General features: G+C 65.1%; 15 protein-coding genes and 3 pseudogenes. 10 read left to right on the top strand and 8 right to left on the bottom strand.

Features of this window, described 5'->3' with window-relative positions:
• Positions 1-361: 361 nt before the first annotated feature.
• The 3 genes from K3F49_RS33690 to K3F49_RS33680 all read right to left on the bottom strand — a co-directional run bounded on the left by K3F49_RS33690 (position 362) and on the right by K3F49_RS33680 (position 3519).
• A complete protein-coding gene (locus K3F49_RS33690; RefSeq protein WP_234685178.1) occupies positions 362-808 on the bottom strand; it encodes a hypothetical protein in 447 nt (148 codons plus the stop codon).
• 225 nt (positions 809-1033) lie between these two features.
• Positions 1034-1963, bottom strand: a complete 930-nt coding sequence (locus K3F49_RS33685; RefSeq protein ID WP_234685273.1) for a DUF2493 domain-containing protein — start codon at positions 1961-1963, stop codon at positions 1034-1036.
• Positions 1964-2589: 626 nt separating this feature from the next.
• Complete coding sequence (locus K3F49_RS33680; RefSeq protein ID WP_234685177.1) at positions 2590-3519, bottom strand: polyprenyl synthetase family protein; 930 nt, start codon at positions 3517-3519, stop codon at positions 2590-2592.
• 142 nt (positions 3520-3661) lie between these two features.
• Between K3F49_RS33680 and K3F49_RS33675 the strand changes: the two are divergent.
• From K3F49_RS33675 to K3F49_RS33630, 10 genes and pseudogenes are all read left to right on the top strand, one after another.
• A pseudogene (locus tag K3F49_RS33675) lies at positions 3662-4208 on the top strand (IS6 family transposase); the annotation flags it as partial.
• A gap of 1493 nt (positions 4209-5701) precedes the next feature.
• A complete protein-coding gene (locus K3F49_RS33670) occupies positions 5702-6904 on the top strand; it encodes a cytochrome P450 (RefSeq protein ID WP_234685272.1) in 1203 nt (400 codons plus the stop codon).
• Positions 6905-6996: 92 nt separating this feature from the next.
• Positions 6997-8286, top strand: a complete 1290-nt coding sequence (locus K3F49_RS33665; RefSeq protein WP_234685176.1) for a cytochrome P450 — start codon at positions 6997-6999, stop codon at positions 8284-8286.
• Position 8287: 1 nt separating this feature from the next.
• Positions 8288-8596, top strand: a complete 309-nt coding sequence (locus K3F49_RS33660) for a ferredoxin (protein WP_234685175.1) — start codon at positions 8288-8290, stop codon at positions 8594-8596.
• A complete protein-coding gene (locus tag K3F49_RS33655) occupies positions 8583-9428 on the top strand; it encodes an SDR family oxidoreductase (RefSeq protein WP_234685271.1) in 846 nt (281 codons plus the stop codon). Before K3F49_RS33660 ends, K3F49_RS33655 begins: the two co-directional genes overlap by 14 nt.
• A complete protein-coding gene (locus tag K3F49_RS33650) occupies positions 9428-10768 on the top strand; it encodes a cytochrome P450 (protein ID WP_234685174.1) in 1341 nt (446 codons plus the stop codon). The genes K3F49_RS33655 and K3F49_RS33650 overlap by 1 nt, the downstream gene beginning before the upstream one ends.
• A 154-nt stretch (positions 10769-10922) precedes the next feature.
• A pseudogene (locus K3F49_RS39535) lies at positions 10923-11086 on the top strand (polyprenyl synthetase family protein); the annotation flags it as partial.
• A gap of 91 nt (positions 11087-11177) precedes the next feature.
• Positions 11178-12740, top strand: coding sequence for a hypothetical protein (locus K3F49_RS33640; RefSeq protein WP_234685173.1), 1563 nt, complete (start codon positions 11178-11180; stop codon positions 12738-12740).
• Positions 12737-13639, top strand: a complete 903-nt coding sequence (locus tag K3F49_RS33635) for a terpene synthase family protein (RefSeq protein WP_234685172.1) — start codon at positions 12737-12739, stop codon at positions 13637-13639. The genes K3F49_RS33640 and K3F49_RS33635 overlap by 4 nt, the downstream gene beginning before the upstream one ends.
• A 118-nt stretch (positions 13640-13757) precedes the next feature.
• Positions 13758-13979, top strand: a pseudogene (locus K3F49_RS33630) (IS30 family transposase); the annotation flags it as partial.
• 241 nt (positions 13980-14220) lie between these two features.
• Here the strand turns inward: K3F49_RS33630 and K3F49_RS33625 are convergent.
• From K3F49_RS33625 to K3F49_RS33600, 5 genes are all read right to left on the bottom strand, one after another.
• Complete coding sequence (locus tag K3F49_RS33625; protein ID WP_027545387.1) at positions 14221-14538, bottom strand: DMT family transporter; 318 nt, start codon at positions 14536-14538, stop codon at positions 14221-14223.
• A gap of 269 nt (positions 14539-14807) precedes the next feature.
• Positions 14808-15854 carry a DUF7146 domain-containing protein gene (locus tag K3F49_RS33620; protein WP_234685171.1) on the bottom strand — a complete coding sequence of 349 codons (1047 nt, stop codon included), beginning with the start codon at positions 15852-15854 and terminating at the stop codon, positions 14808-14810.
• Positions 15855-16152: 298 nt separating this feature from the next.
• Positions 16153-20448, bottom strand: a complete 4296-nt coding sequence (locus K3F49_RS33610) for a bifunctional class I SAM-dependent methyltransferase/DEAD/DEAH box helicase (RefSeq protein WP_234685170.1) — start codon at positions 20446-20448, stop codon at positions 16153-16155.
• Between the two features lie 263 nt (positions 20449-20711).
• A complete protein-coding gene (locus K3F49_RS33605) occupies positions 20712-22823 on the bottom strand; it encodes a ParB/RepB/Spo0J family partition protein (protein WP_234685169.1) in 2112 nt (703 codons plus the stop codon).
• A 102-nt stretch (positions 22824-22925) separates the two neighbouring features.
• The gene (locus K3F49_RS33600; RefSeq protein ID WP_234685168.1) at positions 22926-23885 is read right to left on the bottom strand and encodes an ArdC family protein; all 960 of its coding nucleotides are present in this window, start codon (positions 23883-23885) and stop codon (positions 22926-22928) included.
• Between the last annotated feature and the right edge of the window lie 198 nt (positions 23886-24083).

The following is a 24083-nucleotide window of genomic DNA, read 5'->3' as shown; positions in this document are numbered from 1 at the left end:
AGGCGCAGCCGCTCTTCGGCCAGATCGAGCCATCAAGAGGCCAGGTGGTCCGTGCGCTGAACAGCAACCCCGGAAGAAGTTGTGGCGCCGCTCGGTTCGGCTGCACAAGAGGTCGCTGCGCTCAGGCGTAGAGTTGGAAACAAAAGCGAAGAAAAGGCGATCGCGTTTGCCGTGAACCATCGGCGATGAGATGCCCCTGGCTGGTGCCTTCCGCCGGGAGGTCAGGTGCCGGGTGCCAAAGCCTTTCGAGAACGCCGCGACTATCTCTCGCTCAAGCTCTTCGACCCAGCCAGCGCTTGGAACTGAGCAGCCTCAGCGTCGAGACCCAAGGCTTATCCTTTCGCGTCTTGGCCGAGAGGGGCTACTGATGTTCCTCCAGCAAAGCCTCGCCCAATGCCGGAGGCTCGGCAAAGCTGGTTATCCGTCTCCAAGCCATGCCGGCGATGGCAAAAGCGCCGGTCCAGCTGAAGATCTCCCGCCAAAGTGAGGATGGCATCGCGATTTGCGACAGGCCATGGGCGAGGTGATAGCCCGCGACAGCCGCCGGGACGGTGAAAGCTGCGGCAATCACCGCGCGCACGAAGCTGGATCGAGCCCAGATCAAGGCGGTTTGACCGATGAGAATGGTCACGGCGCCGGCAAGAATTGCGACCAGAGCTGCGGAGGCAATGCTTGCCCCAGCGTGAACAGCCGCCAATCCTGCAGAAAGCGCAACGAAACATGGCAGCGCGTAGACAGCAAGGGTGAGACCTAGCCAGCAGAACAGGCCGAAGCCAAGCATATTGAGGACGAGTGCGATGATAAGCATGGGGGTGGCTCCGCGGCAAAAGACATGACGCTCGCGCCTTCCACCACCACCACGGCGCGATGAGAATAATAGCGCAGAATGAGCCGCTGTGCGAGTGCGTGGCCTCGTTCGTCGAATCGGACAAGACCCGAAGCTTCTGCTCGAGCTCCGTATCGGTCGCGATCACAGAATTGCATTGATCTGCGCGGGCGAACTTGGTCCTCGATGAAGAAGCGCCGATGGCGCTTACGCGCCGCCGAACTTCCAGACGGGAATGCCGAGCTTCCTGGCCTTGTCGGCAAGGTTGTCCTGTATCCCGGTGCCCGGAAAGTGCATGAGACCGATCGGCAGCACTGCAAGCATGGCGTCGTTGCGCTTGAACGGAGCTGCCTTGCCGTGCTTCGTCCAGTCCGGCTTGAAGGCGACCTGGGGAACCTTGCGGTTGGTCGCCCATTTGGCGGCGATCAGCTCGGCGCCCTTCGGCGAGCCACCATGCAGCAGCACCATGTCCGGATGCTTGGCATGGGCCTTGTCGAGGCGGTCCCAGATCAGTGAGACGTCGTCAAAATCGAGTCCACCGGTAAGCGCGATCTTGGGTCCCGACGGCAGCAACGCCTCTGTGTCCGCGCGACGTTTGGCAGCCAGGAAATCGCGGCTGTCGATCATCGCAGAGGTGAGCGTGCGATGATTGACGAGTGATCCGGACCGGGGGCGCCAGGGCGAGCCGGTATGAAGCTCGAATTGCTCAGTCGCCAGATCGCGGAACAGCTCCATGGCGTTGCGGCGTTCGACCAAAGTGACGCCTTCGGCCGTGAGCCTTTCCAGTTCGACCGATCGCACCTCCGATCCATTCTGCTCGCGCTGGCTCTTTTGCTGGGCTTTTTCGTTGTCGTCGAGTTCGCGCTCGATGCGGCCCGTGGCGCGATGGAAGAGATTGACGGTCGACCAGAGGAGATCTTCGAGGTCGGGTTCAAGCCGTGTGTCGCTCAGGGTCGCCACAAGCGCATCAAAGATGTCGGCGATCGCGCCTGTGATGGCCTTGGCTTCCGGGAGCGGCCTTGGATCAGGCTCGTCGTGAAAGGGACGATGGCCATAGAGCTGAAGCTCGTTAAGGATATGATCGGTCGGTGATGAGCCGTGCGGCGGTTCGAACTGGCTGTCGTCGTGTTCGGTCATCATGGCTTAGGGTCCTTTGCCGTTCGGCCGCGCCCATCGCGGCCTTCGTGGCGATCACCAGACGGCGGGCGGAACGGACCAGAACCCGGAGCGATCAATCCGCCGAAGCCCGCAGGGCGCAGGTGGAAGCGCAGGGCCGCAGCGAAGCGGAGGATGGCAGAGGTGCGGCTATTTTGTTTCGCGATGCAAAGGCGCGTGAGCGCCGGCGGAAAATAGCCGCACCTCTGCCATTGCCGGGCCGGGCCGCTTGCCGTCCGATCGCCCGCTAGAAGGCCCTGGGCGCGCCCCGCCCGGCAAAGGCTGCCCACGCAATGACCGGTCATGACGATATCGAGTTCAAATTGCTTGGCGCTATCCCGTAGCGCCCCTTGGACGCGGCAGAACGCGGGCGATCCTCGGGCACGCGTTGTGCGCGCAAGGCTGAGTTGGATTTCGACCACTTGTAGATTGACTTTGACGCAGCCGAGTGTCGCAAGCCGCGCTTCTGCACGAGCAATGAGCTCCTGTCCTCTAGCTTTTCCGGTGAGAGTTCAGCACGGCGATCGGAAAGATCGAGCCTCGATGTCGATTGTATCCAGCCATGACGGAGCCAACGACCAGATTTCCTTGCTGTAATTCATTTCTCATCAAGGTTGGACGCATTCCAGCGCCGCTTGTTGTATCAGTCCGGCTTTTCCCGGGCCCGCTATGCCCTTGCAAAGCGCCTGGTTCAGCCAGTCAACGAAGGACCCTTTGTGAGGGCCGGCAGGAATGGTGTCACTTATCTGTTCGAGATAGGCGTAAAATTTGGCGGCTGCGCTATCCAACCCTTGGCTGCGAACGATATTGGGTCGATTCAGTTGCGTGTCCACGGCAGGCAATTTGCCAAGCGCCTCGGCGCGGCCGACCGTGTCTGCGATGTCGTCGGCGATCTGGTACGCATGCCCGAGCAGTTCCCCCACCTTCGCCCATAGGGCCGGGTCAGCACCACCTGTCAGGGCGCCGCACGTGGCCGCCGCCACAAAGAGGGCGCCGGTCTTGTAATGGTGATAGCGGTCGATTGGGACGTGCGTCATGGCCTCCATCGACTGTCCGGCGATCAGTCCATGACTGGGGCCGACCGCCTCCGCGACCACCTCGATCATGCGCGCGACCAACTCAGGTGCCCGCGCAGCCTGCCGGCTGAGGTATTTGAAAGCCGTCACGATCAAGGCATCGCCGGCCAGAACGGCGGTCGGCTCTCCGAAGAGCCGGTGCACCGTCGGTTTGCCGCGGCGCAGCGCGGCGTTATCGAAGCAAGGCAGGTCGTCATGGACCAACGAGGCACAGTGCAGCAATTCGATTGCTGCCGCAGCTCTTGCAGCCAGCTCCGGATGGCTTGCGCCGGATGCATTGAAGACTTTCAAGCAGAGCTTGGGGCGCATCCGGGCGCCACCTGGAAACACTGCCGCTTCTAGCGCTTCCCGCAGGTGAGTCGGCGACTCCGGACTCAGAGCACTACCCATCGCGGCTCGCAGCGCCTGCTCGATGAGCTCGTCGCTACCGCCAACCACATCGACTGGGTGACTCGAAATCATATCGCATCTCCACTTTTGAGACAAAAACCGGAATAGGGCGTGGTTCAACCGGTGCCGAATGAAAGGCCAATTTTGCGTCTCTTCAGATTCTGGGGCACCGTCAAGTCAACGAATTGGAACGGCCAAGGGGTTGGCGACCGGCATGCCGACCGCACGGGGCCCTCTTTATCGGCGCATCGTTTCCCATCGGAAGTGATCAGCTATGCCGTCTGGTTGTATTTCCGGCTTTCCTTAAGCTTTCGCATGGTCGACGAAACGCTGGCGGCGCGTGGTATTGGCGTGACCTATGAAACCGGGCGTCAGTGGGGGCGCAAACTCGGCAGGCGTTCTCCCATCGGGATCGCCCGGCGCACTCCCACTCGCGGCGACATGGCATCTGGACGAATTCGTTATCTCGATCACGCGAACAACATTGGCTCCGGCTCGTTGTCGACCAGAATGGCGTCGTTCTCGACGTCCTGATCCAAAGCCGAAGAAACTCGCGCGCTGCGCAACGGCTCATCACGAAGCTCTTTAAATTCGCCGGCACGCCGCCGCGCGTGATGATCGCTGACAAGCTCGGTTCGTACGGCGTGACGAGGGCGAAGATGGGCGTTCACGCCGAACATCGCTGGCACAAATCTCTCAACAATCGGGCCGAGAATTCTCATCAGCCGACGCGGCGACGCCGGCGGATCATGATGCTTTTCAATCGAGAAACCGTAGAGCCTGATGGGACGGCCGAATCTCGAACCTTTGATAGTTGACTCCTTCAGCTCAGCGGTCGATGAAGTTGACGATGCCTGTTCGCCTTATCCTTTGCGCGAAAGAGCTTGCGCAGATAGGCTGACATCTCAAGCTATTGGTCATGGTTGATAGTCGCGACTGGAGCTTGGACCGGAACGACTGACCGGTCAGGGATCTGGGACCTAATTAGCAATTGGTGTGCCACCAGAGCATCTGTGCAGTGAATGCGTCAATGGCGACGACGGGTGCGCCGCGCCGGTGCGAGCCCCGAGGTTCAAAGGTTGAGTTGCGGACATTGTGTCACCGGCCAGATACGGATGAACACCGTCAAATCTCCGAGCGACCAGTCTGCAGGATAACCCAGCAATATGCGAGCTAATCAGGTCGAGCACCTTTCAAATGCAGCACGCCGCGCTCGCGTCATGCCGCTCCAGGACCTACAAGCAGCGTGCGGTGTGCTGCCTCCAGTCATCCCAACTGATCGAACCAGCCTGAGAATGTGTGCAATCGCACACGATTGTCAGCTTTGCGTCCATTGCCGTCGATTCGATGCTCATCCCTGATGCTCATCCCTGGAGTATCAGCATTTTCGACCCGGCATGACAGTTGCTCTGTTCTCGGCAATCTCGACAGACCATAGATCTGACGCGTGACCGCCGCCTTGAAAATATTCGACGACATGCTCGCGCATATTCCGCAAGAGCAGGCCTTTGTCGGACACTTGCTGCGCCGGTTGTCGGCATTGAGACCAATGCCGGAAACCTGACACTACGCGCCGCTACGAAGTGCCTGCTCGGCCTGCGAATTCACTTCGGCACGCGATTTGCTGTGTTCACGGCATCATCACCAATCGCAGTGCGATGGTCTTCGGGACGGACACGGCGCGCGTCGCTGTTCGCGTCTGGTCCGTTCCGGCGGTTTGCTGTGGCAATGACTTGGCGCTCGGTTGTGGACCGAGAAAATGCAGGGAAGTGTTGGATGCGATCTGGAGTTCTTCTTTTGGGAGCCACGACAATTGCGCTCCTCGCGAGCGATGCAACCAAAGCGGCAGACCTTGAGCCAGGCGTGAAACTGCCACCGGCGGTGTGGGACTCGTCCGGAGGCTATATTGGCAGACACGTCGGTGGGCGGGGACGGTCGAACCTCCTTCACCAATCCTACGGTCAGTCGATCTATGGCGATGCCGCCAGGTTCGATGTCACCCGCCGGCACAACCCGCATTTGTCGTTCGGCTAGGGGCGCATTTCTGCCTGGGCGCCGCGGCTAGCACGCCTGGAATTGCGATGCGCCTTTCCCGCCCTGTTCGTGCGGCTGGAGGATCTGGCGCTGACCATCGCCGCGGAGGACGTCGTCGACATGCCGTCTTACGTCATTCACTGCCCGCAGCGCCTGCCGGTCACCTTCCGCCCTTCCATCGCTGAGAGAGTGAAGTGCCACCATGTCCGAACAACCCTTGATGTCCGAACAACCTTTGCCGACGCTGCCGATGTGGCGCGTCGATCACATCGAGCCCTCGCCCGAGATGTTGGCGCTAAGCGCCAACGGTCCGATCCACCGCGTGCGCTTCCCGTCCGGGCATGAAGGCTGGTGGGTGACAGGCTACGACGAGGCCAAGGCGGTGCTGTCCGACGCGGCGTTCCGGCCCGCGGGAATGCCGCCGGCGGCATTCACCCCGGATTCGGTGATTCTCGGTTCGCCGGGATGGCTGGTCTCGCACGAGGGGGGCGAGCATGCCCGGTTACGCACGATCGTGGCGCCGGCCTTCGGCAACCGCAGGATGAAGCTGCTAACGCAGCAGGCCGAAGCGATCGCCGCGCACTTGTTCGAGACGCTGGCGGCCCAGCCCCAGCCCGCCGACCTGCGGCGCCACCTCTCCTTTCCGCTTCCGGCCATGGTCATCAGCGCGCTGATGGGCGTGCTCTACGAGGATCACGTCTTTTTCGCCGGGCTGTCCGACGAGGTGATGACGCACCAGCATGAAAGCGGCCCGCGCAGCGCGTCGCGCCTGGCCTGGGACGAACTGCGCGCCTACATTCGCGGCAAGATGCGGGACAAGCGCCAGGATCCGGGCGACAACCTGCTGACGGATCTGCTCGCGGCGGTCGACCAGGGCAAGGCGACCGAGGAAGAGGCGATCGGCCTGGCCGCGGGCATGCTGGTGGCGGGGCACGAGAGCACCGTCGCGCAGATCGAATTCGGCCTGCTGGCCATGCTCCGCCATCCGCAACAGCGCGAACGCCTGGTCGGCGATCCATCCCTGCTGGATAAGGCGGTGGAGGAAATCCTGCGCATGTACCCGCCGGGCGCGGGCTGGGACGGCATCATGCGCTATCCGAGGACCGACGTGACCATCGCGGGCGTGCATATTCCCGCGGAGAGCAAGGTGCTGGTCGGCCTGCCGGCGACGTCGTTCGATCCGCGCCATTTCGACGACCCGGAAATCTTCGACATCGGACGCGACGGGGAGCCGCACCTGGCGTTCTCCCACGGGCCGCACCAGTGCATCGGCGTGGCGCTGGCGAGGCTCGAACTCAAATTGGTGTTCGGTTCGATCTTCCAGCGCTTTCCCGCGCTGCGCCTGGCTGTGGCGCCCGAAGAACTGAAGTTGCGCAAGGAGATCATCACTGGCGGGTTCGAGGAGTTCCCGGTGCTCTGGTGATGCGCGGACGCCGCCGGGGATCGCGATCGTCTCCGCAATTTGCCGGCACGCCTGGCGCGCGCCGGTCAGATCAGCCAGCCAACAGGTAAGAGATGGACGTGCCAGACACCACGGCAGCATGCCGGGACGCCTTCGCCGAACTGGCGTCGCCAGCGTGCATCCACGACCCGTATCCGTTCATGCGGTGGTTGCGCGAGCATGATCCGGTGCATCGCGCGGCGTCGGGCCGCTTTCTGTTGAGCCGCCACGCCGACATCTACTGGGCGCTCGAGGCCACGGGCGATGCGTTTCGGGGACCGGCGCCGGGCGAACTGGCGCGCTATTTCCCGCGCGCGGCGACCAGCCTGTCGCTCAATCTGCTGGCGTCCACGCTGGGGATGAAGGACCCACCGACGCATACGCGTCTGCGCCGGTTGATCTCGCGCGATTTCACCATACGCCAGATCGACAACCTGCGGCCGAGCATCGCGCGCATCGTCGCAGCGCGCCTGGACGGCATGGCGCCCGCGCTGGAGCGCGGGGAGGCGGTGGACCTGCATCGGGAATTCGCGCTGGCCTTGCCCATGCTGGTCTTCGCCGAACTGTTCGGCATGCCCCAGGACGACATGTTCGGGCTCGCCGCCGGCATCGGCGCCATTCTGGAAGGCCTGAGCCCGCACGCCAGCGATCGCCAGCTTGCCGCGGCGGACGCGGCGAGCGCCAGGGTAAAGGCCTATTTCGGCGACCTCATACAGCGCAAGCGCACCGATCCCCGCCACGACATCGTGTCGATGCTGGTCGGCGCACACGACGACGATGCCGACACGCTGTCGGATGCGGAGTTGATCAGCATGCTGTGGGGCATGCTGCTGGGCGGCTTCGCCACCACGGCTGCGACCATCGACCATGCGGTCCTGGCGATGCTGGCGTATCCCGAACAGCGGCACTGGCTGCAGGGAGACGCCGTGAGGGTGAAGGCATTCGTCGAAGAAGTCCTGCGCTGCGACGCGCCCGCCATGTTCAGCTCCATTCCGCGTATCGCCCAGCGCGACATCGAACTGGGCGGCGTGGTGATCCCGAAGAACGCGGACGTGCGCGTGCTGATCGCGGCCGGCAATCGCGACCCGGACGCCTTCGCCGATCCCGACCGCTTCGATCCCGCGCGGTTCTACGGCACCAGTCCCGGCATGTCGACCGACGGGAAGATCATGCTGAGCTTCGGCCACGGCATCCACTTCTGCCTCGGTGCGCAACTGGCCCGGGTGCAGTTGGCCGAGAGCCTGCCGCGGATCCAGGCGCGCTTCCCCGCACTGGCATTAGCCGAGCAGCCGACCCGGGAGCCCTCCGCGTTCCTTAGGACGTTCCGCGCGCTGCCGGTGCGGCTGCATGCGCGGGGTGGCTGAGATGCACGTCGTGGTCGACCAGGATCTGTGCGGAACCACCGGGCAGTGCGTGCTGACGCTGCCGGGCACCTTTCGCCAGCGCGAGCCGGACGGCGTGGCCGAAGTGTGCGTGGCGACGGTCCCGCAGGCGCTGTACGCCGCCGTGCGGCTCGCGGCCAGCCAGTGCCCGGTCGCCGCCATTCGGGTCATCGAAAGCGACGCTGGCGATGACGAGCGCGCCAGCGCCGACCCTGCGCCTTCTCCGGCGGAGGCCGAGCTGCATGCCGCGAAAGACCAACGCAATCCAGGAGGACACGATGGGACGGTTTGAAGGCAAGGTGGCCGTGGTGACCGGCGCCGGCGCCGGCATCGGCAAGGCATGCGCCCTCGCCATCGCGCGCGAGGGCGGCAGAGTGGTGGTGGCCGACATTGATGGCTCGGCGGCCATCGCCTGCACCGCGCAGATCGCGGCCGAAGCGGGCCACGCGCTGGCTCTGGCCATGGACATCGCCGATGCGCAGGCGGTGGCAACGCTGTTCGAGACGGCGGAGCGGCACTTCGGCGGGGTCGACCTGCTGGTGAACAACGCGAGCGCCATGCATCTGACCCCGCGCGACGGCGCGATCCTTGACCTGGACCTGGCGGTCTGGGATCAGACCATGGCGACCAATCTGCGCGGCACGCTGCTCTGCTGCCGGCAGGCCGTCCCACGGATGATCGCCCGCGGCGGTGGCGCGATCGTCAACATGTCGTCGTGCCAGGGGCTCAGCGGTGACACCGCGCTGACGTCCTACGCCGCGTCGAAGGCGGCGATGAACATGCTGTCGGCCTCGCTCGCCACCCAGTACGGTCATGCGCAGATCCGCTGCAACGCGGTTGCGCCGGGTCTCATCATGACCGAGCGTCTCCTCGCCAAGCTGGACGAGTGCATGCAACGGCATCTGCGCCGGCACCAGCTCCTGCCGCGCGTCGGCCGCCCCGAGGACGTGGCCGCGCTGGTGACGTTCCTGCTCTCCGACGATGCTGCGTTCATCACCGGCCAGGTGCTGTGCATCGACGGCGGCATGCTGGCGCATGTGCCGACATACGCCGACGGTGGCAACAGCCCCGCCGCGCGGCCTGCCGGCGACACCGCCGAAGCCGCCGCGGCGGCGCGGCTCTGATGGACATGCTGCTCAACCCGCTGGACCGTCGGCACCGGCTGCGGTGCGACATCCCGGTCGTGCCCGGCGCTTACCCCCTGGTCGGGCATCTTCCCGCCATCGTCTGCGACCTGCCGCGCCTGCTGCGGCGCGCGGAACGGACGCTGGGCAGCCACTTCTGGCTGGATTTCGGCCCTGCCGGACACCTGATGACCTGCGTGGATCCGGATGCGTTCGCACTGCTCCGGCACAAGGACGTGTCCTCCGCGCTGATCGAAGACATCGCGCCCGAATTGTTTCGCGGAACGTTGGTCACCCAGGACGGCGGCGCGCACCGGCAGGCGCGCGATGCGATCAAGGCGGCGTTCCTGCCCAAGGGGCTGACCCAGGCCGGCATCGGCGATCTGTTCGCGCCCGTCATCCGGGCGCGGGTGCAGGCGTGGCGCGACCGCGGCGACGTCACCATCCTGCGCGAAACCGGCGACCTGATGCTCAAGCTCATCTTCAGCCTCATGGGAATCCCCGCGCAGGACCTGCCGGGATGGCATCGCAAGTACCGGCAACTGCTGCAGTTGATCGTCGCGCCCCCGGTCGACCTGCCCGGACTGCCCTTGCGGCGCGGCCGCGCCGCCCGCGACTGGATCGACACGCAGTTGCGCCAGTACGTCCGCGACGCGCGCGCGCATGCCGCGCGCACCGGGTTGATCAACGACATGGTGAGCGCCTTCGATCGCAGCGACGATGCGCTCTCCGATGACGTCCTGGTCGCCAATATCCGCTTGCTGCTGCTTGGCGGTCACGACACCACCGCCTCGACGATGGCCTGGATGGTGATCGAGCTGGCGCGGCAACCTATGCTGTGGGACACCCTGGTCGAGGAGGCGCAACGTGTGGGCGCGGTGCCGACCCGGCACGCGGACCTGGCGCAATGTCCGGTCGCCGAGGCGCTGTTCCGCGAGACGCTGCGCCTGCATCCGGCGACCACGGTCCTGCCGCGTCGCGCGCTGCAGGACTTGCAACTCGGCCAACGGCGCATTCCCGCGGGCACTGATCTGTGCATCCCGCTGCTGCATTTCTCGACCTCGGCGCTGCTGCACGAGGCGCCTGATCAGTTCAGCCTGGCGCGGTGGCTGCAACGCACGGAGCCGATCCGGCCGGTGGACATGCTGCAGTTCGGTACCGGCCCACACGTCTGCATCGGCTACCACCTGGTATGGCTGGAACTGGTGCAGTTCTCTATCGCCTTGGCGCTGACCATGCACAAGGCCGGGGTACGGCCGCGGTTGCTGAGCGGCGTCGAGGGCCAGCGCTATTACCCGACCGCACATCCGTCCATGACAATCCGGATCGGATTCTCATGAACCGACATCGCATACCCCGTGTGGCGAGGCAGCGGCACCGGCGACGCGCGGCATTGCTGCACTCGGCGCGCGCGCTTGGTGCGACGCCGGCAACACCGCGGCGGCTCGCCGCTCGCCGTGGCCGTCTCCTGTCAGGTACGAGGACATGAACAACATGCAGACCGGTTCGACGCTACACGACGACCGACCTGGCGTTTCCGCGCTCGGCGGATTGCGCGCGCACGCGCGCGGCGCATCCAGCGGGCTGCTGCCGGAGATCTGGATGAGCACGGCGCAAAACGGGTCGAACAGGCGCTGGCGCGTCTTCTCTGCGCCGAACATACGCCGGGCCGCGACGGGCCTGCGGCGACGTGCGCGGCATCTGCCCGATCCTGGTTCTCGTCAACCGTCTGCAGAAGGAACATCCCGCGTGAACGCGCTGTCCGAACAGATCCTTTCCGAATTGCGCCACCTGCTGAGCGAGATGAGCGATGGCGGCAGCGTCGGTCCGTCCGTCTACGACACGGCGCGAGCTCTGCAGTTCCACGGCAACGTCACCGATCGGCAGGACGCATACGCGTGGCTCATCGCGCAGCAACAGGCCGATGGCGGATGGGGAAGCGCAGACTTCCCGCTGTTCCGCCATGCGCCCACATGGGCGGCGATGCTGGCATTGCAGCGTGCCGATCCTCTTCCCGGCGCTGCCGACGCAGTCCAGGCTGCAACCCGGTTCCTCCAGCGCCACCCCGATCCCTACGCGCATGCGGTGCCGGAAGACGCGCCAATCGGCGCGGAGCTGATCCTGCCGCAATTTTGCGGCGAGGCCGCATCCCTGCCGGGCGGCGTGGCGTTTCCGCGCCACCCGGCGCTGTTGCCGTTGCGGGACGCGCGCCTGGTCAAGCTGGGGGCCGAGCTGGGGGCCATGGCGACGTTGCCGAGCGGCCATCCGTTGCTGCACTCCTGGGAAGCCTGGGGGACGTCGCCGACCACCACATGCCCGGATGATGACGGCAGCATCGGCATCAGTCCGGCGGCCACCGCCGCGTGGCGTGCGCACGCCGTGACACAGGGGAGCACGCCGCAGGTCGAGCGCGCCGACGCGTATCTGCAGGCGGCATCGCGGGCGACGCGCAGCGGCATCGAAGGTGTCGTTCCCAACGTCTGGCCGATCAATGTGTTCGAGCCATGCTGGTCGCTGTACACCCTGCATCTGGCCGGGCTGTTCGCGCATCCCGCGCTCGCCGAGGCGGTGCGCGTGATCGTCGCGCAGCTCGACGCCCGCCTGGGCGTGCGCGGTCTGGGCCCGGCCTTGCACTTCGCGGCCGATGCGGACGACACCGCAATTGCGTTGTGCGTCCTGCGCCTTGCAGGCCGCGACCCGGCGGTCGATGCGTTGCGCCATTTCGAAATCGGCGAGCTGTTCGTCACCTTCCCCGGCGAGCGCAATGCCTCGGTGTCGACCAACATCCATGCCCTGCATGCGTTGCGACTGTTGGGAAAGCCCGCCGCCGGCACCAGCGCCTACGTCGAGGCCCATCGCAACCCGCACGGTCTATGGGACAACGAAAAATGGCACGTTTCGTGGCTGTATCCCACCGCGCATGCGGTCGCTGCGCTGGCGCAAGGCAAGCCCCAGCGGCGCGACGAGCGCGCGCTGGCGGCGCTGCTGCAGGCGCAGCGTGACGACGGCGGTTGGGGCGCCGGTCGCGCGTCCACATTCGAGGAAACCGCCTATGCGCTGTTCGCGTTGCACGTGATGGACGGGAGCGAAGAGCCGACAGGGCGCCGGCGCATCGCGCAGGCGGTGGCGCGTGCGCTGGATTGGATGCTCGCCCGCCATGCGGCGCATGCATTGCCGCAGACGCCGCTGTGGATCGGTAAGGAACTGTTTTGCCCCACCCGGGTCGTGCGTGTGGCCGAACTCGCCGGGTTGTGGCTGGCGCTTCGTTGGGGGCGGCGCGTCCTGGCCGAGGGAGCAGGAGCGGCGCCATGATCCAGACCGAACGCGCGCTGCAGCAGGTGCTGGAGTGGGGGCGCTCCCTGACCGGGTTCGCCGACGAGCATGCCGTAGAAGCGGTCAGGGGCGGCCAGTACATCCTGCAGCGCATCCACCCGAGCCTGCGCGACACCAGCGCCCGCACCGGCCGCGATCCGCAGGACGAAACGCTGATCGTGGCGTTCTATCGCGAACTGGCGCTGCTGTTCTGGCTCGACGATTGCAACGACCTTGGCCTGATCGCGCCGGAGCAGCTCGCCGCGGTGGAGCAGGCGCTGACGCAGGGCGTGCCGTGCGCGCTCCCCGGATTCGTGGGCTGCGCTGTGCTGCGCGCCTCGCTGGCCGCGCTCGCCTACGATCGTCGCGACTATGCTCAGCTTCTCGACGATACCCTGTGCTACTGCGCGGCGCTGCGCGCCGGACACGCGCAGGCGGCAGGGGCGGAACGCTGGTCCTACGCTGAGTACCTGCACAACGGTATCGATTCGATCGCCTACGAGAACGTGTTCTGTTGCCTGTCGTTGCTGTGGGGGCTGGACATGGCGACCTTGCGCGCGCGTCCGGCGTTTCGCCAGGTCCTGCGGCTCATCTCCGCGATAGGGCGCCTGCAGAACGATCTGCATGGACGCGACAAGGACAGGTCGGCCGGCGAGGCCGACAACGCGGCGATCCTGCTGCTGCAGCGCTATCCGGCTATGCCTGTGGTGGAGTTCCTCAACGACGAGCTGGCCGGCCATACGCGCATGCTGCAGCGGGTGATGGCGGAAGAACGCTTTCCCGCGCCGTGGGGACCGTTGATCGAGGCCATGGCGGCCATGCGCGCGCAGTACTACCAGACCTCGACCGGCCGCTACCGCAGCGACGCTGCGGGGGGAGGCAAGCGTGCGCCGGCCTGAACGCGCGGGAGGCGGCGGTGCGCGCGCTGCTGTCGGTCCGATCCGGCGCAACGCCGTCGCCCGATGCGACGAATGGAGCGAGCATGAGCGACACCGCCCTGAGCCGGCGCAAGGACGGCGACTCATTGCCAGCGCCCTGCAGGCCGATCTCTACTTTGCCGATCCATACGCTGCTTGGCAACGCGGCAGCAACGAAACCGCAAATGGACTGACACGCAAGTCACTTGCCGACACCGACTTCAGCACCATCACCGAAGAGCGCCTGCGATGGGTCGAGCAACGCCTCTGCGAGCGACGACGCAAGAGACTCGGATTCAGAACGCCGCTTGACGTTTTCTGAGAGGAACTCAGCAACAGCGTTGCAAATCAGGGTTGGATCCACCCTACTAAAGCCAGCAACATGAGATCCGGCTGGAAGCGGATCTTCTCCGGGATGTCTGCGGCAGCGACATTTCAACTCTTGTCATCCGGAATGCGTTTTTCCATAGCGCGTCAACTTCCGCAATGTGCGCGCTTCGATAACACATGACAGCCGCATTCGCCATGGCTGATGATCCGTTTACGAACGATGCAAATACAGACTATTCCGAAAACAACTTGACGCCGACCAGACCGACAACAACCAACATGACCGAACAGAGGCGAGCAGGATTTGCGCTCTCGCCGAAAAACGCAATGCCCACAATTGCTGTCCCCACGGTCGCAATTCCGGCGAAGCCCGCGTAAACCGTCGAAGCGGGCAAGCACTTTACAGATTCACCCAACAGAAGAAAAATCGGAAGAGCGAAGACCACCGCCGAAAACACTGTTGTCCATTTCGGAAGCCCGACCGAGCGCTTCAACATGAAAGGCCAAGCGACCTCGAACACGTCCGCCAGAAGTATGTATAGCCATGCCATCAGATATCCCTTTCGTCAGGCGTCGCGTAGCACAAACCGCAGGTCGATTACGATCATCAACTGTTCTGCTTTGGTCAAAGCTGACCTACCAAATTCGGTAGCGCCACGGTCGCTGTCGCTCAGATCGCTGCCGAGTGGTTGCGCCGCGGATCTCGGCAGCGATTGGGCAAGGCCGGCTGTAGCGCTCTTCCAAACTCAACTGCGGTCCGCAACATAACCGACAACAGACATCATCTCTTCAATTGCCGGCGGCACCGCAGATCGGTCGGTCAAGCGGTCCCGGCATCGGCGAACAGCATAAACCGAGCGACGTCCTGCGGCGCGAGTTGGATGCACAGCGCCGCCCGTAGGGCGCCGAGGCCGAATGCATGCAGGTCCTCGTTGAAGTCGCCCGTCCGCGGAGACAGGACAAGCGCCTCAATGCCCGCGGCTTCGGCGCATTGGGTCAATGCCGCGACCGCCGTGTCACCCGCGGCATCGGCATCGCGGGCGACGTAGAGCCGACGCAGCGTCGGCGGCAGCAGAAGGGCGGCAAGATGGTTGGCCGAGAGCGCAGCGGCCATCGGCATGGCAGGCAGCGCACAGCGCAGCGACAGCATCGTCTCGATACCTTCGCCCGCAGCGAGGACGTCGTCGTCCGCGCCAAAGCGGACGGCATGGCCGAGGAGACCGCCCATGGCCCGTCGCGGCGTGTCGACCGGCGCCTTGTGAGAGCCGTCGGGCGCGAGCCAGGTGCGATGTGCGCCGGTGATGCGATCCGCAAGATCGGTCACGGCGGCGATCATCGCCGGCCAGGTCTCAGTCGGCGAACCGTCGTCCGGGCGATAGTAGCTGCGCGGATGAAACCGCAGCGCGCCCGCATCGTGGACAGGCTTGATGCCGCGATGGCCGAGGTAGGTCTCAACAAGCGTGCGGCGGATCGGCTGCGACATGGCGAAGAGCCGCCGTGCCGCTTCCGCCGATCCGGCGGGGACGGGTGTGCGCTTTGGGCTACGGCGCGGTTCGGCGCGCGGCAGACTCAGAAAGCGTCGTGCCTCGCCTGCGACATCGCGAAAATCGACGAAACCGCAGCTCTCGCGGATCACGTCGAGGAGATCGCCATGTTCGCCCGAGGCAGCATCTCGCCAGTGCCCGGCGGCGCCGGGACCAGAGTCCGGTCCGCTGAGCCGGACGAACATCGAGCGGCCGGGCGTATTTCGGACGTCGCCGACGATCCAATAGCGGCCCTGGCGCCGTCCATTGGACAGGTAATGGCGGCAGACCGCCTCGGCATCACGGGCGAGGCGGCGCGCCAGTTCAGAAGCGTCGCGGGTCATCACGCAACCTCCCGCACTGCGCTGGCAGTTGGTTGCGCAGGAGCTGTCAACCGTCTGTGAGGCAGCACCCAAGCGCAAACGCGCAAGCTGATCCGCCGCGCGCCCTGTTCGGCCCACTTGCCGGCGGATCCTTTGGACGAGTTGTGGAGCCGCACAAACAAGAAGCGGCCAGGCCGGTTGTGGACATCGCCCGGCAGCCAGCAGCGTCCCTCGCCCTTGCGGCTGGAGAAAGAGTGGCGGCACACAGCCTCGGCCTCACGCGCGAGGCGGCATGCCAGTTCGAACGCATCGCGCCGCATCAGGCGGCCTCGCGTTCGCAGATGCGCTCGACCGGGTAGCATTCGAGCACCTTGCCCAGCACGACGGCCCCGCTTGCATCGGTCGGCACGAACATGCGCAGCTTCCAGGAGATGATCTCACTGAACAGTCCGTAGGTCCGCAAGCGATCGCGCATGGTGTCGTTGAAGTCCGCGAGCTCAATGCGATGCGCACCCATGACGCGGACGCGCCGCAGTGTCAGGCCCTCGGCGAGCTCGACGAACGCGCGACCGTCGCGCAAGGCGGCGAAGACGTCTTCGGGTTTGAGTGTCGGCCGCTCACCCGAAAGCGCGTCGGCGACCCAGGCGGACGAGACCTTCCGCCCAATGATCCGCTCGCCGGCGTCGGTCTGGAGGCGGTAGACGCGGGCCGATTCCTTCGGCAGCCGTTTCCAGATCGGCAGGAGCAGCCCGGCCACGACGTGGATCGTGCTCTCGGTGAACGCCGGCACGTCTGCAAGCTCAGCTGTCCAGGCTGCACTGAATTGCTCGCGATCCGTCTCGATCCAATGACTTTCGGCCATGGCCTTGGATGGGACATTGTGGCTTTCCATGGGCCGAACCAATTTGACGCGCTGTTCGATTTCGCCGTCGTCCAGCATCAGGCTCGGAGCCGGGACTTGCACCGCCGCGCGGCCGGAACGTTCGTTCACCAGCAGGACGGCGCGGCGATCCGACAGGAGGCCGAGGGCATCATCCAGCGAGAGCGGGCGGTTGCGTTCGCGCTGGATGATCGTCAGAAGCCGTGTCTCGGCGCCGGTCGCGGGATGGGTATAGATGGTGCGCCGATGCGTGACGACGAAGCTTTCGGCGCGAAGGGTCTCGAGGCCCGCATCATAGATTCCGGAGGCGATTGCGCCTTCGATCCGCGCCGTCAGCAACTGCTCGAAGGCGGTGAACAGCACGTTTTGCAGCGCGATGGTCAGCGCCAGCAGACGGTTGAGGAAAGTCGTGATCGGCGGCAGGTCATCCCTGATGCCATTGGAGTCGACGAGCTTCAGCCCGGTCGCATTCTCGAACATCTCAAGAGAGCAACCATCCACCTTGCCGCGAACCAGGAGCAAATAGAGTTGGCGCAGAGCATCACGGCCATAGATGCTCTCGAGATTATCCTCGGGCCGAAACAGCCCCTGCCCCCCGGTCTGACGCTGACCGCGGGTGATGGCGCCGAGCGTATCGAGGCGGCGCGCAATCGTGCTGAGAAAGCGCTTCTCGGCCTTCACGTCGGTCGCAATCGGACGAAACAACGGCGGCTGCGCCTGATTGGTCCGGTTGGTTCGGCCGAGGCCCTGGATTGCTGCATCGGCCTTCCAGCCGGGTTCGAGCAGGTAGTGCACCCGCAGACGCCGGTTCCGCGCCGACAGTTCGGCGTGGTAACTGCGCCCCGTGCCGCCGGCATCCGAGAAGACGAGGATGCGCTTGAGGTCGTCCATGAAGGCTGCGGTTTCGGCGAGGTTTGCCGAACCGGCGCGGTTCTCGACCATCAGGCGGTCATGTGTCCGGATGATCCGGCGTGAGCGCCCGGTGACTTCGGCGACCCTGTCGGTGCCAAAGCGCTGGACGATCTGGTCGAGGGCGCCGGGCACGGGCGCGAGCGAGGCAAGCTTCTCGATCAGCCGGTCGCGACGCGCAACCGCATCCCGGCTCTCGACGGGCTGACCATCACGGTATACGGGCCGGGAGGAGAGGTTGCCTTCGGAGTCGGTGAAAGGCTCGTAAAGCTGGACCGGGAAGGAATGGGCGAGGTAGTCGAGCACATATTCGCGCGGCGTGATGTCAACCTGGACATCACCCCATTCCTCGGTCGGGATTTCCGCGAGCCGGCGCTCCATCAGCGCTTCGCCGGTCGAGACGATCTGGATAACGGCGGCATGCCCCTGCCCGAGATCGCGCTCGATCGCGCAGATCAAGGACGGGGTCTTCATCGACGTCAGCAAATGGCCGAAGAAGCGCTGCTTTGCGGACTCGAAGGCCGACCGGGCCGCCGACTTCGCCTGGGCGTTCAAGGTCCCGGTCTCGCCGGTGATGTTGGCCGCTCGCATCGCGGCATTGAGGTTGTTGTGAATGATGCTGAACGCGGCTGCATAGGCGTCATAGATGCGGATCTGTTCGGGGGTGAGCTCATGCTCGATCAGTTCATATTCGACGCCTTCATAGGAAAGGGAACGCGCCGCATACAGACCAAGCGCCTTGAGGTCGCGTGCCAGCACCTCCATCGCCGCAACACCGCCCGCCTCGATCGCCTCGACGAACTGGGCGCGCGTGGCGAACGGAAAATCATCACCGCCCCACAAGCCGAGCCGCTGGGCATAAGCGAGGTTGTGAACGGTCGTGGCACCGGTGGCGGAAACGTAGACCACCCGTGCATTGGGGAGCGCGTGCTGCAGCCGCAGACCTGCGCGTCCCTGCTGCGAGGCGGCCTGCTCGCCGCGCTCGCCCTTGCCGCCCACGGCGTTCTGCATGGCGTGGCTCTCGTCGAAAACAACCACTCCGTCGAAATCGGAGCCCAACCATTCGACGATCTGCCGGACACGCGAAAGCTTTTCGCCGCGCTCATCGGTGCGCAGCGTAGCGTAGGTGGTAAATAGGATGCCTTCCGACAGCCGGATCGGGGTGCCCTGGCGGAAGCGTGAGAGCGGCGTGACCAGGAGCCGCTCCATGCCGAGCGCCGACCAGTCGCGCTGCGCGTCCTCGATCAGCTTGTCGCTCTTGGAGATCCAGACCGCCCGGCGCCGGCCCTTCAGCCAGTTATCAAGGAGGATGCCGGCGACCTGCCGGCCCTTGCCCGCGCCGGTGCCGTCGCCCAGAAACCAGCCGCGGCGGAAGCGGACGGCATTTGAAGCGTCGTCGCGCGCAGCTGCCACACCGTCGAAGGTCGCATCGACCGTCCAGGCGCCTGCAAGGAAGGCCGCGTGTGCTTCGCCGGCGTAGACCACGCTCTCGAGCTGGGCGTCCGACAACAGGCCGTCCATAGCGAGGTTGACCGGGAAATGGGGCCGGTATGACGGCTTCGGCGGAGCAACCGAGGCCATCGCTGCCGACTGCACCAGTTTGGTCGGATGCGGCTGCGATCCGTGAATGCGGATCGATTGCAGGGTGTAGTCCTCATAGAGGGCATCGGTCAGATGAGCTCCGTCCGGAGGCGTCCAGTCGACCGTCTGGTAGGTGAGCTCTACGCTTTGCGGATCGCCGAGCCGCTGACCGGACGAGGCGCGCATCGTGAGGGCGGGAGCGGATCGCCGAACCGGCACGGTCGAGCTGACCGGAGCGAGAACAGGTGAAGTGATCGGAAGCCGCGGCGGCACATGTTCGAGGACCCATGCCAGCAGCGTGGCTGCGTCCGGCGCCACGCCCGGAGATGCTGGAAAGACGTTTCTGTCCGGCGCGGGCTGCTTGTCGATGACGGTGAGCCGGGTATCGATCGCCGTCCCGTGCCTGGCAAAAGCCGCCCCTGCGATCGCAGCCGAAAATACCACGCGGCCGCGCTCCTGGAGACGGATGAAGGCCTCGGTCCAGCCTGGATTGTCGGGGGCGAGACTTGCGCCGGTCACCGCCACGAGGCGACCGCCGTGGCGAAGCCTGGCCAATGCCGAGGCGAGATGGCGCAGTGCTGCGTCCGCCATCCGCCGATCCACATTGGGCAGAGCCGAAAATGGCGGATTCATCAGCACGACGCTCGGGGCAACAGCCGCCTCGAGATGATCGTCGATCTGCGCCGCGTCGTAGCGCGTGACGGTCACGTTGGGAAACAGAAGATCGAGCAGCCCGGCACGGGTCTCGGCGAGCTCGTTCAGGGCAAGTGTGCCGCCGGAGATCTCAGCGAGGATGGCGAGAAGTCCGGTGCCCGCCGAGGGCTCCAGCACGAGGTCTGTGTTGGTGATGCCGGCGGCGGTGCAGGCGACGAAGCCGAGCGGGATCGGCGTCGAGAATTGCTGAAACGCCTCGCTTTCTTCGGACCTGCGCGTATGGGTTGGAAGCAGGCTTGCGACCTTCGCCAGCATCGAGAGGTGCGCTGCCGGCGATCCCGCCTCGGTCCGCATGGCGGCGCCATGCTTGCGAAGGAAAAGAACGGTTGCCGCCTCACAGGCCTCATAGGCGGCTTTCCAATGCCAGGCGCCGGCGGCATCCGAGCCGCCGACTGCGCTTTCCATGGCGGAACGCAGAACATTTGCTGCATCGATGCGCCGGCCATGTTCGAGGTTAGAGAGGATAAGCCGCGCGGCTTGGGCGATGGAGGACGCAGCCGCGGCGGTCGCGGAGCAGGACAGATTGATCATGGGAGTTGAGCTTTCGAGGAGAGCGGGAATGGAGCGGGCCGACGGGCGCTCTCTCGACCCGACCGGCTCAAACCTGTCCCGGCCGATCTCTCACTCTGCTGACCCCCTTGCCTCCACCGCACGGGGGAGGACGCGGCCACGCCGCGCGCAAGGCTTTGTGCGCCGCAGCCGCATTCCAAAATGAGAAGCCCGGCGCGATGCCGGGCTTCGGAAGCAAGTTCGAATGAAGCGCACGGCGGGATGGCCGCGCTACGCCCGGACATTCATTCAGCGGCAATGCCGTGTGGCTGAACGTCGTCTGCGGTGCCGCGACCCTCCTCATCGCCAGCGAGGAACTCGGGAAGCGGGCCCGCGTCTGCGTCCTGGTCTGCCGATTGGATAGCGTCAGTGAGGCGCAGTGGCTCCGGCAGCCATCCCGCGCCCTCGAGAAGGCGCTCGGCTTCGCTGGCCATATCGGCCTTCTTCAGATGGTCGATCAGTTCTGCCGAGGCTTCGCCCTTTGCTTGCCTCACCGCCTCCAGAATACGTGGCTTGGTGACGCGGCCGAGATAGTTATCGACGGTCGGCCTCCAGCCGGCCTGCACCATGTCGAGCCCGACCGCCCGCGCCAGCACGTCGGCCTGGCCGAGCCTGCGCGCGAGCCCATCAGCCGATACCCGCCCCTGGGCATAGCGGTTCACGGGTTCAAAGAGGGCGTTGACCGAGAACGACGCACAATGAGCGAACAGGGCTGCTTGCGCATCGCCGTTCAATGCGCAGAGCGTATCCCAAAGCTCCTTCGCATCGTTGGGCAGCCGCGCTTTCCAGGCTTCGTGCCTGGTATCGATCGCCTTGGCCGGCGCGCTGTCCTTCAATCCCGGAGCCTGGGCCGGAAATGTCGGCGTGTGAACCGCGATCTCGAGGCAACTGGCGGACGATGCGAACCTGTAAAATGTTGCCAGCACGAAACTGTGCATGACCGCCAGGAACGTGATCGAGGGATGCTCGGCAAGCGCGTCGCGCAACGCCAGCGTTCGATAGGCCGTCAGCTCGGTGATCAGGCGGTCCGGCAGCGGTCTTGCAGCATCGTCCTCATCCTCTTCGGCCGGCTCGGTTGGCGCGCCACCGACGGTGATGGCGGTACAGTACGCCGGAGCAACGGCTTCCTCCCCGTCAACACTTGTGCTGCCCTGTCCGGGCTCAGTTTCGACGACCGCCTGTTCGTCCTCCGGCCGGACGTAGCCGCGATCCACCGAGAGCCGTCCGTCGGAATCGATGCTGATGAAGACCCCGGCGCGGGCGATGTCGGCCGGATCGTAGATCATTGGTCGCTCCTCGAACGCGAGCAATGCCGCCTCGATCTCGCCAAGGCGTTGGTCGACCGCCTCGGGGAGTTCGTCAGCATCCTGATGCTCGGCTTCGAGCCTGTCATGCTCGGCATTGAGCGCATCGATCGTGCCCTGCTCCTCGATGCTGAGCGAGGCCGGCGTTCCCTCCAGTTCCCGAAAGCCGCTGGTGTGGCCAAATGGAAAATCGATGGCCACCGAGATCCACTTCCACCCTTCCGCCGCGATCACCTCGGCGTCCTGCTTGAGCTTCTCCGTGACAAGACGATCGAGCAGGGCAACGTCCTGGAGCCAGCCACCGTCGTCATGCTCGAACAGATCGTGCAGGACCGGACCTCCGGCGCGCTCGTAGGCCTCGACGCCAACATACAGCGCACGGCGATCGGACCCACGCGCGGTGTTCTCGGTCAGCATGCGGCGGATCTGGTACGGCTCATCATAGCCGGACCGGCTGACATTGTCCCAGACCTGCTCCTGGCGCGCGTGATCGCCGCTCACCGAGAATGCCATGAGCTGCTCCAGCGTCATGCCGTCGTCGGCATAGACCTCATGCAGCTTCGGCGAGACTGAGGCGAGGCGCAGGCGCTGCTTGACGATTGCGGCCGCCACGAAATGCCGCGCGGCAATGTCCTCTTCGCTCATGCCGAGGTCGCGGAGCGTCTGGAATGCGCGGAACTGATCAAGCGGATGCAGTCCGACGCGCTCATCGTTCTCTGCGATCGAATCGTCTTCCGCAATGCCTCCCTCGCGCACAACGCAGGGCACGGCCTGCGTCTTGGACATACGCTTCTGCTTGACCAGGAGCTCGAGAGCACGGTAGCGCCTGCCGCCGGCCGGCACCTCGAACATGCCTGTCTCGTTGCCCTCTTCGTCCACGATGGCGCGGACATTGAGACTTTGCAATAGCGTGCGCTGGGCGATGCTCTCGGCAAGCTGCTCGATCGAGACGCCCGCCTTGACGCGCCGAACGTTGGACTGACTCAGCACCAGCTTGTTGAAGGGAATGTCACGCGAGGGCGACAGCGTGATCTTTTGGACTGCCTTTGTCATTTTTCTGCTCCACGACGGGCGGCCGAAAGCCTCTCTCTCGACCTCCAACCCGTCATGGCGCTCGGCGCCGCCCTCTTCCTCTGTCTGGCGGCTCAACTCCGCTCACGCCGCCTCCTGATCTGCCTCGGCACAATCGGCCGAAGCGGTTGGACTATCTGCTGGCAGGAAGCCAAGCAGATAATCCGCGGCTTTACTCGCTTGTGAGGCCGCCCGCACGATCGCGCGGTTGTCTTCGCGCAGAACTTCCAGCCAGGAACCGATATAGTCGGCGTGCCGCACGGTCGGAACGATGCCGAGTGAAGCGCAGGAAAACGCTGCGCACAATTCGGCGATCAATTCCTCGAACGCGTATTTTTGTGTGCCGTACGAACCGCCGAGATCGCGGTTGAGGCGCGAAGGATGACCACTGGCGTGGCCGAGCTCATGCAGCGCGGTCCGGTGCCAATTGATCGGTTCGAAATAGGCCGCCGGCGGCGGCACCTGCACATAATCTTCTGCCGGCATATAGAAGGCGCGATTGCCGCCGATGTGGAAGTCGATGCCGGTTGCCTTGATCAGCGCCTCGACTTGCGGCTCGATCATGCCCGGCGGCGGCATTGGCGCGGTGGTCGCGATGTCGGCGGACAATCCGTCGCATTGATCGGTGTTGAAGACGGTGAACCGTTTCAGAAATGGAACGGCCTGTGCCTCCTCGCCCGTCTCACGCGCGCGGCGCCGTTCGTCGGCCGGCACGAAGCGGTCGGCATAGACCACGGTTATGCCGCGCTCGCCCTTGCGGACGTGACCGCCGAGCGCAAGCGCCTGGCGGAAGGTCAGCCAGCTTTGGCCGGCAAAACCGCGCTCGATCACCGCCCCCCAGAGGATGAGAACGTTGATGCCGCTGTAGGGCCGGGCAGACGCGGCGTTCCTTGGCATCGACAGCGGCGCCTTTGCTGCCTCCGTCCCCCAGGGTTGAACCCAGGGCACGCGCCCCGCCTCCAGCTCGGCGATGATCTTGTCGGTGATTTCGTCATAAAGGGTGGCCCGGTCCTGGCCGGTGCGCGCGCGAGGATGTCTGGACATCGCGGGTCTTTCGCGACGGGCGCTGCAAGCCTCTCTCGCAGCTCCAACCCGTCGCTGCCGAACCCGGCCAGCCCTCTCACTCTCAATGCTTGTTGCAGGCGCGTTAAGTCTGTTGCAGGAGCAACGTGGCGGTGCCAGATCCTCAGATGAGCGCCGGCCTTCGCGTCAGGGATGGAAGCCCGAATGGGTGAAAACCCG

This window comes from Bradyrhizobium monzae (assembly GCF_021458635.1).
GTDB lineage: Bacteria > Pseudomonadota > Alphaproteobacteria > Rhizobiales > Xanthobacteraceae > Bradyrhizobium.
This window is presented reverse-complemented; position numbering and strand designations above follow the sequence as displayed.

Excerpts from the sequence above, each read along its gene's own strand:
- K3F49_RS33610 (WP_234685170.1), bottom strand. The coding sequence starts at position 20,448 with ATGATCAATCTGTCCTGCTCCGCGACCGCCGCGGCTGCGTCCTCCATC.
- K3F49_RS33680 (WP_234685177.1), bottom strand. The coding sequence starts at position 3,519 with ATGATTTCGAGTCACCCAGTCGATGTGGTTGGCGGTAGCGACGAGCTC.
- K3F49_RS33625 (WP_027545387.1), bottom strand. The coding sequence starts at position 14,538 with ATGGCATGGCTATACATACTTCTGGCGGACGTGTTCGAGGTCGCTTGG.
- K3F49_RS33660 (WP_234685175.1), top strand. The coding sequence starts at position 8,288 with ATGCACGTCGTGGTCGACCAGGATCTGTGCGGAACCACCGGGCAGTGC.
- K3F49_RS33665 (WP_234685176.1), top strand. The coding sequence starts at position 6,997 with ATGGACGTGCCAGACACCACGGCAGCATGCCGGGACGCCTTCGCCGAA.
- K3F49_RS33690 (WP_234685178.1), bottom strand. The coding sequence starts at position 808 with ATGCTTATCATCGCACTCGTCCTCAATATGCTTGGCTTCGGCCTGTTC.
- K3F49_RS33685 (WP_234685273.1), bottom strand. The coding sequence starts at position 1,963 with ATGACCGAACACGACGACAGCCAGTTCGAACCGCCGCACGGCTCATCA.
- K3F49_RS33620 (WP_234685171.1), bottom strand. The coding sequence starts at position 15,854 with ATGACCCGCGACGCTTCTGAACTGGCGCGCCGCCTCGCCCGTGATGCC.
- K3F49_RS33670 (WP_234685272.1), top strand. The coding sequence starts at position 5,702 with ATGTCCGAACAACCTTTGCCGACGCTGCCGATGTGGCGCGTCGATCAC.
- K3F49_RS33635 (WP_234685172.1), top strand. The coding sequence starts at position 12,737 with ATGATCCAGACCGAACGCGCGCTGCAGCAGGTGCTGGAGTGGGGGCGC.
- K3F49_RS33655 (WP_234685271.1), top strand. The coding sequence starts at position 8,583 with ATGGGACGGTTTGAAGGCAAGGTGGCCGTGGTGACCGGCGCCGGCGCC.
- K3F49_RS33600 (WP_234685168.1), bottom strand. The coding sequence starts at position 23,885 with ATGTCCAGACATCCTCGCGCGCGCACCGGCCAGGACCGGGCCACCCTT.
- K3F49_RS33650 (WP_234685174.1), top strand. The coding sequence starts at position 9,428 with ATGGACATGCTGCTCAACCCGCTGGACCGTCGGCACCGGCTGCGGTGC.
- K3F49_RS33605 (WP_234685169.1), bottom strand. The coding sequence starts at position 22,823 with ATGACAAAGGCAGTCCAAAAGATCACGCTGTCGCCCTCGCGTGACATT.